This is a genomic window from Vibrio sp. SCSIO 43140 (genome assembly GCF_023716585.1).
In the GTDB taxonomy this organism is placed as follows: Bacteria; Pseudomonadota; Gammaproteobacteria; order Enterobacterales; family Vibrionaceae; genus Vibrio; species Vibrio maritimus_B.
This window is the reverse complement of the sequence record NZ_CP071851.1, coordinates 1,495,422-1,508,335: the sequence shown is the minus strand read 5'-3', so window position 1 is coordinate 1,508,335 and position 12,914 is coordinate 1,495,422. Positions and strand designations below refer to the sequence as shown.

Annotated in this window: 11 protein-coding genes; 8 read left to right on the top strand and 3 right to left on the bottom strand. The window is 45.7% G+C overall.

Translation table 11 applies throughout. From position 1 onward, the window contains the following. The gene (locus J4N45_RS25180; protein ID WP_252015314.1) at nt 1–888 is read right to left on the bottom strand and encodes a DMT family transporter; all 888 of its coding nucleotides are present in this window, start codon (nt 886–888) and stop codon (nt 1–3) included. Between the two features lie 30 nt (nt 889–918). Next, nucleotides 919–1,536 carry a 3'-5' exonuclease gene (locus tag J4N45_RS25175; protein ID WP_252015312.1) on the bottom strand — a complete coding sequence of 206 codons (618 nt, stop codon included), beginning with the start codon at nt 1,534–1,536 and terminating at the stop codon, nt 919–921. A gap of 149 nt (nt 1,537–1,685) precedes the next feature. On the opposite strand from J4N45_RS25175, the gene J4N45_RS25170 reads away from it, so the two are divergent. Continuing rightward, entirely contained in the window at nt 1,686–2,069 is a 384-nt protein-coding gene (locus J4N45_RS25170) for a hypothetical protein (protein ID WP_252015310.1), read from the top strand. Nucleotides 2,070–2,096: 27 nt separating this feature from the next. On the opposite strand, the gene J4N45_RS25165 is transcribed toward J4N45_RS25170, so the two are convergent. Continuing rightward, nucleotides 2,097–3,521: a glycoside hydrolase family 1 protein gene (locus J4N45_RS25165; RefSeq protein WP_252015308.1), complete on the bottom strand. Its 1,425-nt coding sequence runs from the start codon at nt 3,519–3,521 to the stop codon at nt 2,097–2,099. A gap of 244 nt (nt 3,522–3,765) precedes the next feature. Between J4N45_RS25165 and J4N45_RS25160 the strand changes: the two genes are divergently transcribed. The 7 genes from J4N45_RS25160 (at nt 3,766) to gloA (ending at nt 12,901) form a co-directional block, all read left to right on the top strand. Then, nucleotides 3,766–4,482 (top strand): GntR family transcriptional regulator, encoded by a 717-nt coding sequence (locus J4N45_RS25160; protein WP_252015306.1) that lies wholly within the window; start codon nt 3,766–3,768, stop codon nt 4,480–4,482. Between the two features lie 122 nt (nt 4,483–4,604). Then, a complete protein-coding gene (locus J4N45_RS25155) occupies nt 4,605–5,519 on the top strand; it encodes a sigma-54 interaction domain-containing protein (protein ID WP_252015304.1) in 915 nt (304 codons plus the stop codon). Between the two features lie 205 nt (nt 5,520–5,724). After that, a complete protein-coding gene (locus J4N45_RS25150) occupies nt 5,725–8,037 on the top strand; it encodes a hypothetical protein (RefSeq protein WP_252015302.1) in 2,313 nt (770 codons plus the stop codon). Between the two features lie 146 nt (nt 8,038–8,183). Then, nucleotides 8,184–9,719 carry a glutamate synthase-related protein gene (locus J4N45_RS25145; protein ID WP_252015300.1) on the top strand — a complete coding sequence of 512 codons (1,536 nt, stop codon included), beginning with the start codon at nt 8,184–8,186 and terminating at the stop codon, nt 9,717–9,719. 177 nt (nt 9,720–9,896) lie between these two features. Beyond that, nucleotides 9,897–10,805 (top strand): AraC family transcriptional regulator, encoded by a 909-nt coding sequence (locus J4N45_RS25140; RefSeq protein ID WP_252015298.1) that lies wholly within the window; start codon nt 9,897–9,899, stop codon nt 10,803–10,805. 137 nt (nt 10,806–10,942) lie between these two features. Next, the gene (locus J4N45_RS25135) at nt 10,943–12,112 is read left to right on the top strand and encodes a MerR family transcriptional regulator (protein WP_252017243.1); all 1,170 of its coding nucleotides are present in this window, start codon (nt 10,943–10,945) and stop codon (nt 12,110–12,112) included. A gap of 402 nt (nt 12,113–12,514) precedes the next feature. After that, a complete protein-coding gene (gene gloA / locus J4N45_RS25130) occupies nt 12,515–12,901 on the top strand; it encodes a lactoylglutathione lyase (protein WP_042470576.1) in 387 nt (128 codons plus the stop codon). Nucleotides 12,902–12,914: the final 13 nt, after the last annotated feature.

Sequence of the window (12,914 nt, the reverse complement as noted above, 5' to 3'; positions counted from 1 at the left end):
CTATTTTGATGCTGCTCGTTTACCAAAGGTATTAATGAGAGCCCCAACCACGATGAGTGAACCACCTATGTAGGTCCAAACGGTTGGAACTTCATTGAACAGCGCCAGCCCCAGCAATATAGAAAACACAATCTGGATGTAAGAGTATGCCGAAGCCTTACCTGCCGCCTGTGTTTGCATCGCTTTGGTTAAACCTAGCTGACCAATTTGCGTGAAGACGCCGACCGCCACTAACATCATGGTGAGATACCAGTCTGGCATTATGAAGTCGTCCCCGATCAAGAGGATTGACACAGGCAGTGCGACTAGCGGGAAGTAGAAAATGATCACCGAGCTGTCTTCAGTTTGACTGAGTTTTCTGACGATAACGTAAGCGATAGAGCTACCAAATGCGCCAAGAAGCGCGACACCAACACTAAATAGAGGCAGTGGCTCTGAAGCGTTGTTACCTAATGTCGGGCCTACCATAAACATCAAGCCAAAAATGCTCAACACGATACAGATGATGGTGGATTTCTGAATACTCTCTTTTAGAAACCAAAATGCCAGTAGAGCAGTGAAGATAGGGTGGATGTACTGAAGTATGGTCGCTTCAGCTAGAGGTAGCGTCGTCACTGCGTAATACACGCAGATCAACGCTAGCGAACCAACGATACCACGCAATAGCAGCAGGGGTCTGTTGTGTCCCCAGACAGAGATCCCTTTCCGTTTTACATCCAGATAGCTCAGTACGAGTGAAACTAAGGCACGGGCCGCTACGATTTCGAATACAGGAATGCCGTAGGTACTCACGTACTTTACGCACGCAGACATCAGCGCAAAACCGAGCGCCGATAGCACCATGTAACGAACGCCGACAGGGACGATGGAGTCGAAAGTAGAGGTCATAGATGTCTCTTTGAAAGGTTGAAGTCGGTTCTATCTTTGCTTAGCTAAGAATTTCTCAACAGATGCTTTTGGCTGTTTGGCGAGTTTTTGCATCAGTTCAAAGCTTGGCTGTCCTATCGCGTGCTTATCCGTAAGAGAATTGACCAAAAGTAACCATAGTGACGCGGTCACTTCAGCATCCGCTAACGCGCGGTGAAATACACCATCATTGGCAATATTATGATAAGCGACGAGATCACCAAGTTTGTGAGAGCTTGCCTCTTGATTGAGACGGCGTGAGACTAACAGTGAGCACGCAAACTCACCGCTATAGCCTTTGCCAATCAAATCCATTTCAGCATCGAGAAACCGCTTATCGAAGGAAGCATTGTGAGCCACTAGGTTCGCATCACCAATAAAATCGACAAACTCACTCATGACCTCATCACAGCTCGGAGCATGGCTAAGCATATTATTGGTGATACCGGTGTAGCCTTCAATAAAGCTGCTGACTCTAAAGCCTGGGTTCATCAACGATTGGAAACGGTCAACGACTTCACCATTTTCTAGTTTCACGGCACCAACTTCAATTGCGCGATCTCCTTGGTTTGGTGATAAACCGGTGGTCTCGAAGTCGAGTACAATGGCGGAAGTGGCAGGTGCGTTCATGGTGAAATCTCAGGAATAATATGGGAGGCAAAGTCTAGCTTGAACGAGCGATGAAGGAAACCTCAGTAGTGTTGTTTTTGGTTACTTAGTCCGAAGTAACAATTGGAACTAAACTCAATACGCACTCACTAAAAACAAGGTGAACACCGGTGAATGTAAAGACGAAAGGCGCGATGGGTATAGAAATGGCAATGGCTTCCGTCGTCGTTTGCTTGTCTCTCAAGTTTTCACACATGGGGTGGGCAACGTTAGCGTTGCTGAGTTATTTTTTCGTTTGGGTACCGCTGCTCATTTTCCATTGCTATGCGCATCGAGGTGTTCGATACACGGTTATCTCCCTGAATACCCTACTTGCTGTTGCTGCAAATCTATTGCTGATAATAGCGCCCCTTGTTTTTCCTGACTCGGGAGAGAGGAAATCTCAAACGCTTTTGCAGCTATGGGGTGTACCCATACAAACGGAGATGTGGGTGCCTGCTGTCATGTTCTTTCTTGCCATCGCAATTGATTATTGGCTCCACAAAAAGGCCTAGCATTAGCTAGGCCATGAGACTCACTGATTAATCGAGTCGTTCACCGTTGCTTTCGATGACTCGTTGATACCAGTAGAAACTGTCTTTCTTGTAGCGTTTTAGCTCTTTCTCGCTCTCTTCATCGCGATCAACGTAAACAAAGCCATAGCGCTTAGCATAACCATTCAGCCAGCTGAACAGATCTTGATAAGACCAGGTGCAGTAGCCGATCACTTCACAGCCGTCTTCAATTGCATCGTTGATCGCTTCAACGTGTGCTTTTAGGAATGCGATGCGATAGTCATCGTGTACTCGACCGTCTTCAGTTAGCGTATCATAGGCCCCTAAGCCATTCTCACTGATAAGGATCGGCAGGTTGTAGCGTGACGTGATGCGGCGAAGCGCGACGCGCAGACCCTCAGGGTCGATAGCCCAGTTCCAATCGGTCATTTTTAGGTGTTCGTTGTCAGCGCGAACATAGTAATCATCAGTAGGAATACGAGCCACATCAGAAACGACAGAAACCTGCGCCGCATTACCAGTTTGAGCCGTCTGCTCGCGGTTTTCAGGAGCGACAAACGTGGCTGATTGATAGTAGTTCAAACCCATGAAATCGCAGATACCCGCTTTAAGCAGTTCTTTATCGCCCTCTTGGAAATCGATGTGGATGCCAAGACGCTCCAGTAGCTTTAGACCAATCTTTGGATAAGCACCTTTTGCGTAAACATCCATCCAGAGCAGATCTTGTATCTCTTGCGCGTTCTCTGCAGCAATTACATCTTCTGGAGCGGCTGTTTTTGAATAGGTTGGGCTGTACGCAAAGCTAGCACCAATTTGACCTTTGATACCCATCTCTTTGAATCGCTTCACTGCACTTGCGTTTGCAAGGCTTGCGATATGGTTCGCATTGATAAAGCGTTGGTAATCAGAGACTTTAGGTGGGTGAATCTTTTGAACATACCCTAGGCTTGTAAAGATGTTTTGCTCATTCATGCAAACCCAGTACGGCACCTTGTCACCATACTCGCTAAATAAGACTTCACAATAACGTGTAAAGTCCGCCAGAATTTCACGACTTTCCCAGCCTTGATATTCATCTTGTAGCGCCTGCGGCAGATCCCAGTGGTAGATTGTAAGGATCGGTGTGATTCCGCATTCGATCAGTTTATTAATGACGTTATGGTAGAACTCAACGCCTTTTGGGTTTACCGTGCGACCATCTGGCATGATGCGCGTCCAAGCGACAGAGAATCGATAAGCCTTAAGCCCCATTTCTCGCATCAGTTCGATGTCTTCTTCATATTTGTGGTAGAAGTCGATCGCCACTTCACCCGTTGTATCTTTATACGTATTACCCGGAACGCGTGAGTACACATCCCAAATCGAATCGCCTTTACCGTCTAGGTTCGCTGCGCCTTCGATTTGGTAGGCTGCTGATGCGCTGCCCCATAAGAAGTTCTCTTGAAATGCCATAACTACCCCGATTAACCCTTTATCATGTAATTGTTTTCTGCTGTCGATAATATTAAAACCATATGGTTTTGTAATCACAAGAGCCTGAAAGTTAGATCTGGATCGAATTATTTTCTGTTTTGTCGGAATTGTGAACGAATAAACTATAGGTTTATGTCGTATTGCTTGAGTCTGGCTGTAATAGAAAGTAATCTCAGTTGTACTTAATGTAGACATCAATTGTTATGGAAAGCGAGTAAGCGAAATGGTCAAGTATCAGGGCATTTATAGTGAAATGAAGCAGCGCATTTTATCGGGATACTATAGTGATTCCGATAAGCTCCCTGATGGCAAGGCTCTGGCTCAAGAGTTTGATTGCAGTGAGATAACGCTCAAGAAAGCGCTAGATTTTCTTGTCAAAGAGGGGCTAGTGGTACGTAAGCGTGGTTCGGGGTCATTTGTGAAACACCGTTCAAATGCGGTGTCCCAATCCCATCTGCTCGGAACTAAAAAAAGAGCAGAGGATCGCGGACAAGTCGTGAATACTCGAGTTGTTACCTTCAAACTGATTGAAGCGACAGAAGACATCGCAGCGAAACTAAAATGTTCGGTTGGCGACGAGGTTTACAGCATTACGCGCGTTCGGATCTTAGACGGTGTTCCAACGATTATTGAGTACATCTACTTGTCCAAAATAGTGGTTCCAAACTTGTCTATTGAACACGTTAAATCATCGATTTATGGCTACCTCAACGAGCAACTAAACCAAACCGTTCACAGTGCGAACCTCAAGATAACGGTGGGGCACGCAACCTCTATTGAGGGAGAGTATCTAAACATACCAATTGGTGAGCACCTTGTTTGTGTCGCACAGAATGCTTATCTAGATAATGGTCAACTGTTTGAGTATTCAGTGGCTAAGCATTTGTGTGAGTCGTTCGAGTTCTCTACAACCTATGTGAAAAGCGAAACTCAGCTTTAACAACAGAGACTTACTTTCACTCGATTTAAGTGTCTCATTATTGAGACACTCCTGTCCCTCTAAACGTGGTGACTACAACTAAACTGTAAGGAGTAGTCGTTTAGTTTATTCAGGAGGACTCTTTGACTGGCTTAAGTGGGGTCAGCAAAGCCATTGATATTACTAATAAACGGATTTCTCAATATGCAGCCAGTGACAGTGAAATACTGATACAGGGAGAGACTGGTGTAGGTAAAAGTCGCTGTGCTAAGCTAATTCATCAATTGTCTATGCGCTCTAAAGGACCTTTCGTCGAAATCAACTGTGGATCGATTCCTTGCTCTTTAATCGAATCTGAGTTGTTTGGACATGAAAAAGGTGCCTTCACTGGTGCTGTCAAAAATCATATCGGTTTTATCAAGAGAGCGAACAAAGGAACGTTATTCCTCGATGAAATTGGTGATATGCCGTTGGAAGTGCAAGGGCATTTACTTCACTTTTTGGAATCTAAAGAGGTACACAGTCTCGGTTCAGACTGTAATGAGACTGTCGATTGTCGTGTTATTGCTGCGACAAATGAAGCGCTCGATACCTTAATGGCTAATGGGGATTTTAGACAAGATCTGTTCTATCGTTTGAACGTCCTTCCTCTGGCGATACCTTCCTTGAGGGAGCGGACAAGTGACATTGAGCTCCTCGCTAACTCGTTTCTAGAACAAGAGTTGCTCAAGTCTGGAATAGAAGCGCTTACCCTATCGGATGCCAGTATTACCGTCTTAAGGCATCATCCTTGGCCAGGCAATATTCGTGAGTTGAAGAATGTCATCAAAAGAGCAGTGGTGTTAGCCACAGGCAGTGTCATCGAACCAGAAGCGTTAGGCATCGATATGGTGTGTGACTTTCGAACAGTCGATCATAACCAACTCGCATCAAAACACATAGAGAAGGTCATTAGAGACCACAAATACAATATGACCGCATCGGCAAGGTATCTCAATATCTCCCGTCCTACGTTGTATCGTTTAATCAAAAAGCACAAGTTAGAGCTAGATAGCTAGAATTAGGTCACTATTCGCGATGTCACTAGCAGCCTACGTCGTTACAGACTGTAACGCCCACTGTAAAAGCAAACTGCTCAATTATCAAAATGTTAACATTTAAAGCTGTCCGCTCTATATTTTAACCCTAATAAAATCAGTTATTTAGCTTCGGTATAGGATTTGCTGTTGTAGTAGTTCAATCAGAACTCGTAAGGAGTAAGGAATGAACTCTCAGCGAACCAGTACTTATACTCAGCGGCTCTGTTTCTCTGCTGTGCTAGCGTCCTCGCTTGCGCTGTCAGGAAACGCGGTTGCCAAACTTGACGGTGCCATTTTCACGACGACCCCCGGAGGGGAGATCGTTAATGAGAATGTGCGTTATGAATCCAAACTGGAAGTTTTTTTAGATGGCGGTCCGGGTCCCAATGCACCGGGCAGTGCTGCTGCGCTTCCGGCGGGTTACTACTATTTTCAGGTCACGAACCCTTCGGGTAAGTGTTTACTGTCCAGCATTGAGCCTGATGCGGGTGTTAATGGGGGGACCTGTTATGAAACAGTAAAGGGAAAAGGTGGACCCAAAAACGCAGTGACATTTGAAGCTGAGCCTCTTGAGTGTCGTCTGTTCTACTTCGATGGTGAGGATGGTATCACGCTTACTAATCCAACTTACACTGTGACGCAAAAAGTGAAGGGGCAATGGGTTGAGCAAGAGATTCCGTGTTCACATGTATTGGGCAGCGAGTATCTCGCCGAGAATGGTGGCAAACTGGCTGAAGGCGATACTATCCAGCTTTATCCGTTTGCCAATACTCCGAATGCTGGTGGTGTCTACAAAGCTTGGGTGTCTACCTACGAGAGTGTCAATGATGCTTGTAATGGTGATGTCGATAATGGCGCAACCGGTGAGAACTGTAGTGGTGTATTTGGGTTTGTTCCGCGGTTCTCCAAAACCGACAACTTTAAAGTTCGCCTTGGTGATCGAGATATACCAGTTACATACGACATTGCCTTACGCTCTTTCCACGATAAGAACCTAAATTGCCAATATGACCCAGATTACAACAACCCCGCCAATGGCGACGAGCTGATCGAAAACTGGGACTTTGGTGTGACGGACCCATTCGCGAACCGAAGTATTTTCCGCACCACGGACTCCGAAGCATTGCCAATTACGTTTAGTGTCTTAGAGCAGGAAATGCTTGCTTGGTCGGTGGATCATTTTATGTGGTTTGCGAGCGTCAATGGCGTCACTCCTCTTAATGCGAACTTCACGCACTTTACGACCTTTGCAGAGCTGCGTAACTATGCGGCACGTCATAACGATGGGGCATTGCGACTTGGGTTTATGTCTCCATTGGCCTGTGACCAAGGTCAAGGAGCTGCAGTGATAAGTCGAGACTCTGGAGAACAAACGGATGATGGCTTTACGCCAACAGACTTTGCAGATCCTGTTCAGGGTAAAAAAGGCGAAGATCCGGATCCTGTGCTTGTCGTCGCGTTTGGTAGTATCGGTATTGCTGATATCACCGTGTGTAAAGTGTTTGATCGCAACAAAAATGGCATGAAAGACGATGGTGAAGGATACATTCCGAATTGGCCAGTGAAACTGACAGTACCATTGAGTGTGCCATTGCCAGACGATATCAACCCAGTAGCGACTCCAGACCTATGGACTGAGCTTGTCGCCATCTTTGGTAACGATATTAGTGGCATGTACAACCGTGTTATCAGCAAAAATACAGGAGACAACGGGTGTGCAGTCTTCAGAGCCTTAGTTCCTAATATTCGCGGTGACTTAGCCCCTTACGAGGTCAGTGAGAGCTTGAGTCAATCACCTGGGTGGGGTAATACGACGACTGATAAAGTCGAGTTTGATGTTCGATCTGTACTTACTTACGTAAACAGTTTGCCTGTTATTGATGGTGAAGTGGTGAACCGTACCGACGGTAAAACCGGCGATACATTTATGTTCCACAACACCTGTGACGTCCTAGTAAACTTTGATACCAAAGGGTACTGGCATAACAAGAATGGGCTATCTGAACTGGATGAAACAGATAGGGTATACGTGAACAGTCTTGCACCGTACAGTTCACTGTCCGCCTATTTTGGCGCAGGTGACGAGCCATTCGATGGTATGTTCCAAAGCGGCACACCAGTTGCGGCTGCCTTTAGTGGCGATAGCGTGATATGGGAAGCGGGTACTTGGCAGTCTGAGGTGTCGCACTTCCTTGTCGACAGCAATGGCAATGCTGAAGAAAACATGCATAAAGAGCAGCTCGCTCAACAATTGTTAGCGTTTATCTTCAACACACGTCATCGTCCAGGAACGGATGGGTTGTCCGGCTCAGCATCAATTGAGGTCAACGGCACTTGGATGACCATAGATGAGATCATTGCACTAGCGGTAGCGACATGGTCGTCAAACGATGTATCGGCCATCATCTCACTTGCAGGGACACTCGATGACTTTAACAACAATGATGCGCTACCAGTAGCACCTCAAAGTTACACCGATTGTCTCGCTCCTTTCTAGGGGCTGTGTGTCACCTATATAAGCCAACCCTCGTGGTTGGCTTTTTTACTGGAACATTAAGACCTCGCTGTGTGCTCCTGCGATCAAAATCTGGAGATGTTCTACGCTTTACAGTGCGATAACTATAATCCGATCAAGGAAGCACTATGAGCAAACCAATCATTGCCAATAACATCCCGGTCAAAGTTGAGCTGACCGAAGGTCAAGATTATTACTTCTGTACATGTGGCCGTTCCAAAAAACAACCTTATTGTGACGGCTCTCATGCCGGTACTGACTTTAAACCGAAAAGCTTCAAGGCCGAGTCAACGGGTGACGCCTATCTGTGTCGGTGCAAGCATTCTGCAAATCTTCCCTATTGCGATGGCACACATAAAAACTTTTCGGATGACATGGTGGGTAAAGAGGGACCGGGTATTTCGAGTGCTGCCGATGCCGCACCGATAGCAACTCAAACCAAAGAAGAGCCGACCGTTGAGTTTATCCATCAGCTCGCTCGCGAGGGACTATCAAAGCTTGGTCATCACGGGCCGATGACGTCGATGGGTGTTCCGCGACATCTACTGCCGCATTGGGATGATCTTCAAATCATGGTGGCGCAAATGGCGACAAAGCCTTTGCTGGAAGATGTGGCGGTAGGTACAGAACTTGTGATTGGCCCACAAGCTAAAAAGCCGCTCAAGTTGAAAATTCCTTTGTTTGTATCTGACATGAGTTTTGGCGCGCTATCCGAGGAGGCGAAAGTCTCACTGGCGAGGGGGGCTGAGCTTGCGGGGACGGGGATTTGCTCTGGTGAAGGGGGAATGCTTCCTGAAGAGCAAGCAGCGAACTCACGCTACTTTTACGAACTAGCCAGTGCTGGATTTGGTTACGATGAAGAAAAACTAAAATCGGTTCAAGCCTTCCATTTTAAAGGAGGGCAGGGCGCAAAAACAGGAACCGGCGGCCACCTTCCTGGTAACAAGAATATTGGGAAAATATCTGAAGTTCGTGGTATTCCAGAAGGCGAGGCGGCAATATCTCCGCCAACCTTTAAAGATCTCCATACTGTGGAAGATTTTAAAAAATTTGCAGATAGAGTACGAGAGGTAACAGGGGGCATTCCTATCGGCTTTAAGCTAAGCGCAAATCATATTGAGGAAGACATTCAATTTGCGTTGGATGCAAGTGCTGATTACATCATTCTCGACGGTAGAGGAGGCGGCACAGGTGCAGCGCCTGAAATGTTCAGGGATCATATTAGTGTGCCAACGATTCCTGCGCTGGCAAGAGCTCGCCGTTATCTAGATAAGCAAGGCATGAGTGGTAAAGTGACGCTCATCATCACAGGTGGGTTGCGAGTGCCAATGGACTTTGTGAAAGCGATGGCGCTGGGTGCTGATGGTGTGGCGATTTCGAACAGTGCGATGCAATCCATCGGCTGTGTCGCCGCTCGAATGTGCAATACCAACAATTGCCCTGCTGGCATCGCAACACAAAAGGCCGATCTAAGGCAGCGACTAAACGTCGACAAAGCCTCTCACCAGCTAAAGAACTTTTTTGAAGCCTCGGTTTCTTTAATGCAGGTAATGGCGAGGGCGTGTGGTCACAATGAACTCGGTCAGTTCAATAAGAAAGATTTGGCTACATGGAATCGAGAAATGTCGCACTTGTCAGGGGTCAAGTATTCGGGCTTTGAGTAGAGAGCCAATCAATCTAGTTCAGTTGACGACTCGTGGGCGAGGACAATGTTTGTCCTCGCTTGGTCAAGTTTGTTTCATATCTTACCAACTCACCTCTTAATTTTGTAAATAATAACTGTGTTTATATACAGTTTTTGCTAGGCTATGTGCTATCTGGTTTTAAATAGAATGATGCCCATGAAAGTCGACTATCAGCAAAAATTACAACCTGTTATCCGCTATCTTGAGCAGCACTTTGATCAACCTCTTAACTTAGAGGTTGTGGCTAAGAAAGCGCACCTGTCCCCATATCACTTTCATCGAATTTTTAAGGTGGTGACGGGAGAAACCCTTAATGACTTTCTTCGAAGATTAAGACTAGAGCAAGCTGCGAATACATTGTTTTACAACAAGCCAGGTGTCACAGAAGTGGCGCTAGACCATGGCTTTGGTAGTTCGCAAAGTATGGCGAAGGCGTTTAAAAAGTACTTTGGGATAACACCGACACAAATTCGAGACTGTGATGATTTGGATCAATACGCTCAGTTAATGCGAAGCAGCAAGATTGGACACTTACTTCGCAACAATGGACACGAGTCTGTCAGCACGACTCCATATACTGATTTCGAACCTTATAAGTGGAGTACCCAAATGGAAATTAGAATGATTGAATCAGGTCAGTTGGCGTTTGTTCGAGTAACAGGACCTTATGGTAATAATTATGAACCAGCGGTAGGTAAGCTATACAGTTGGGCGGGTCCAAATGGACTTGCAGCGCAGACGAACGTGTTCATCTATCACGACAATCCAGAAATCACCCCAGCAGAAAAGTGTCGAACTGATATCGGCTTGCTGCTTGATTCCTCCGTCGATACACCCGCTGGCATTGAAATGACAGAGTTCGAGGGAGGCAAGTATGCATGCATACGAAAAACCATTACCGAAAAATCTCAGTATTCAACTGCGTGGGAAGAGTTAATGGCGCAGGTCGTGGAGCAGCAGTTAGAAACGGATGAGCGTCCTTGCTTTGAGCTATATCACTCGTACGACATTCAAACGAACGTGGCTGATGTCAGTTTTTGTACAGCAATAAAAGCTTTGCAATAGCCGGATTAAAATAGCTTCGTAGCTCATACTGGTAAAAACACCGCGTTAGTTTATTCGCGGTGTTTTTTTATTTGCTGTTGACCTGTCTACAGCTTTATAGTTTAGAGTGCCAACCATCAATCGGAGAGGACGTTGTGGTGTATCGGATATCAGAGTTAGCTGCAGAAGTGGGGTTGTCGAGAACAGCGCTGCTTTATTATGAAAAACAGAACCTTATTAGCGGGAAACGTTTATCCAATGGTTACCGAGTCTACAGCGATAAAGACCTGCAACGTGTCCGATTGATCCAGCAACTGCAAGCTGGTGGTTTGACTCTGAAAGAGTGTAAAGCGTGTTTGGAGGCGAAAGTCGACCGAGCATTGTTACAGCAACGCTTGCAAGTATTGGATGATGAGATTGAGCAGAAGCAGCGCTCGCGTGATCTGTTAGCCGCTATGCTGGGAGAAGGTGATCTCAAAGCATGGCATGAAGGGCTCGATAAGTTAGCGCCAGATGCCCATCTCGAATGGTTAATTAATCAGGGCTTTAGTGAAAAAGATGCCCTGAGATTGAAATGGTTATCAAAAGACATGAACGAACACGAACTTTATATGGCTGACTTTATGACGGTATTCGAAACGCTTGAACGTTGGGGACCGGGAAGTGAGCAAGAAACACTAAAGGCATTACACGCAGTACCAAAAGCGCCCAAAAACCTGCTTGAAGTTGGCTGCGGAAAAGGACTGGCAACCAAAGTGCTAGCAGAAAACAGTAATGCAACTATTACTGCAATCGATAATGAGCAGTCAGCGTTGAATCGACTTGTCGAGCGTTTCCAACAACTTGGTTTAGCGGAAAGGCTCAATACCGTTGTTGCAAGTATGACAGAGCTACCATTTGAACCACAAAGTTTCGATCTTATCTGGGCAGAAGGTAGTGCTTATATCATGGGAGTAGAGAAAGCCCTATCTCAATGGAAGTCTTTCTTGAAGGATCACGGATACATTATGTTGAGTGATATGGTTTGGAAAACATCGACGCCAAGTGAAGCGTCGGTGGAGTTTTGGAATCAAGAGTATCCAGATATCCAGCAGGTAGACACACGACTTGAGCAGATTAAAAAAGCGGGCTACCAAGTTGTTGACCACTTTCCGATGAGTCGTGAAGCTTGGATGAACTACTACGGACCACTGAGTGAACGAGTTATAGAGCTTGAATCAGATATGTCTGAAAAGGCTGCATGGAAAGACATCAAGCATGAGGTAGAGATCTGCACTCAATTTGCTGAAGAATTTGGCTACCATATGTTTATCGTTCAAAGACAGTGAAATTAAGACTGGTCTTTAACTTCTACTCCCAGAACCCGACCTCTAATAAACTCGTCATCCTCACGCAAGTGAGGATCTCCTAAAGCGTGTAGCTAACGGAAAGGTATGGACCGAGTCACGTAAATCAGTTTTGCACACGTTGAATCAGATCACCTTTTGCAAGCGGATGACGATGTTTTGGGTTGCTTTGAAACTAAAAGTGAGACAGATGTATCTCAACAATTCAAGGCATTGTTGTAACTCTATCATTCCAAAATATTATGCAAATCATAATATCTGATAATTTCACGTACTTTCACTTTTGTCGTAATCTAGCGCCAGTTGGAAATCACCATTTCGCTTATGTGGTTACCTTAGCCGATTAAAGGTGAGTGTCTACATAAGATTCAGGCGAGGGTTAATATGAAAGTTTTGCACACAATGATTCGCGTAGTGGACCTAGATAAGTCCATTAAATTCTACTCAGAAGTTCTTGGCATGAAGGTGTTAGACCGTTTCGAGAATGAAGAGTATCGCTATTCACTCGTCTTTGTTGGCTACGAGGGTCAAGATGCAGGCTCTACCATCGAGCTGACTTACAACTGGGATACAGATCAGTACGATCAAGGCAATGCTTGGGGGCATATTGCGATTGGTTGTGATGATATTTATGCGGCATGTGAGCGCATTGAACAACTGGGTGGCAACATCACTCGTGCACCAGGTCCAATGAAAGGCGGCGAAACTCACATCGCGTTTGTAAAAGATCCTGACGGTTACTCTATTGAGCTAATTCAATCGAGCAAATAATAGAGAACATATA

What these genes read in the sequence shown, in the direction of transcription:
- J4N45_RS25140 (WP_252015298.1), top strand. Translation starts at nt 9,897, where the DNA reads ATGAAAGTCGACTATCAGCAAAAATTACAACCTGTTATCCGCTATCTT.
- J4N45_RS25145 (WP_252015300.1), top strand. Translation starts at nt 8,184, where the DNA reads ATGAGCAAACCAATCATTGCCAATAACATCCCGGTCAAAGTTGAGCTG.
- J4N45_RS25165 (WP_252015308.1), bottom strand. Translation starts at nt 3,521, where the DNA reads ATGGCATTTCAAGAGAACTTCTTATGGGGCAGCGCATCAGCAGCCTAC.
- J4N45_RS25180 (WP_252015314.1), bottom strand. Translation starts at nt 888, where the DNA reads ATGACCTCTACTTTCGACTCCATCGTCCCTGTCGGCGTTCGTTACATG.
- J4N45_RS25175 (WP_252015312.1), bottom strand. Translation starts at nt 1,536, where the DNA reads ATGAACGCACCTGCCACTTCCGCCATTGTACTCGACTTCGAGACCACC.
- gloA (WP_042470576.1), top strand. Translation starts at nt 12,515, where the DNA reads ATGAAAGTTTTGCACACAATGATTCGCGTAGTGGACCTAGATAAGTCC.
- J4N45_RS25150 (WP_252015302.1), top strand. Translation starts at nt 5,725, where the DNA reads ATGAACTCTCAGCGAACCAGTACTTATACTCAGCGGCTCTGTTTCTCT.
- J4N45_RS25160 (WP_252015306.1), top strand. Translation starts at nt 3,766, where the DNA reads ATGGTCAAGTATCAGGGCATTTATAGTGAAATGAAGCAGCGCATTTTA.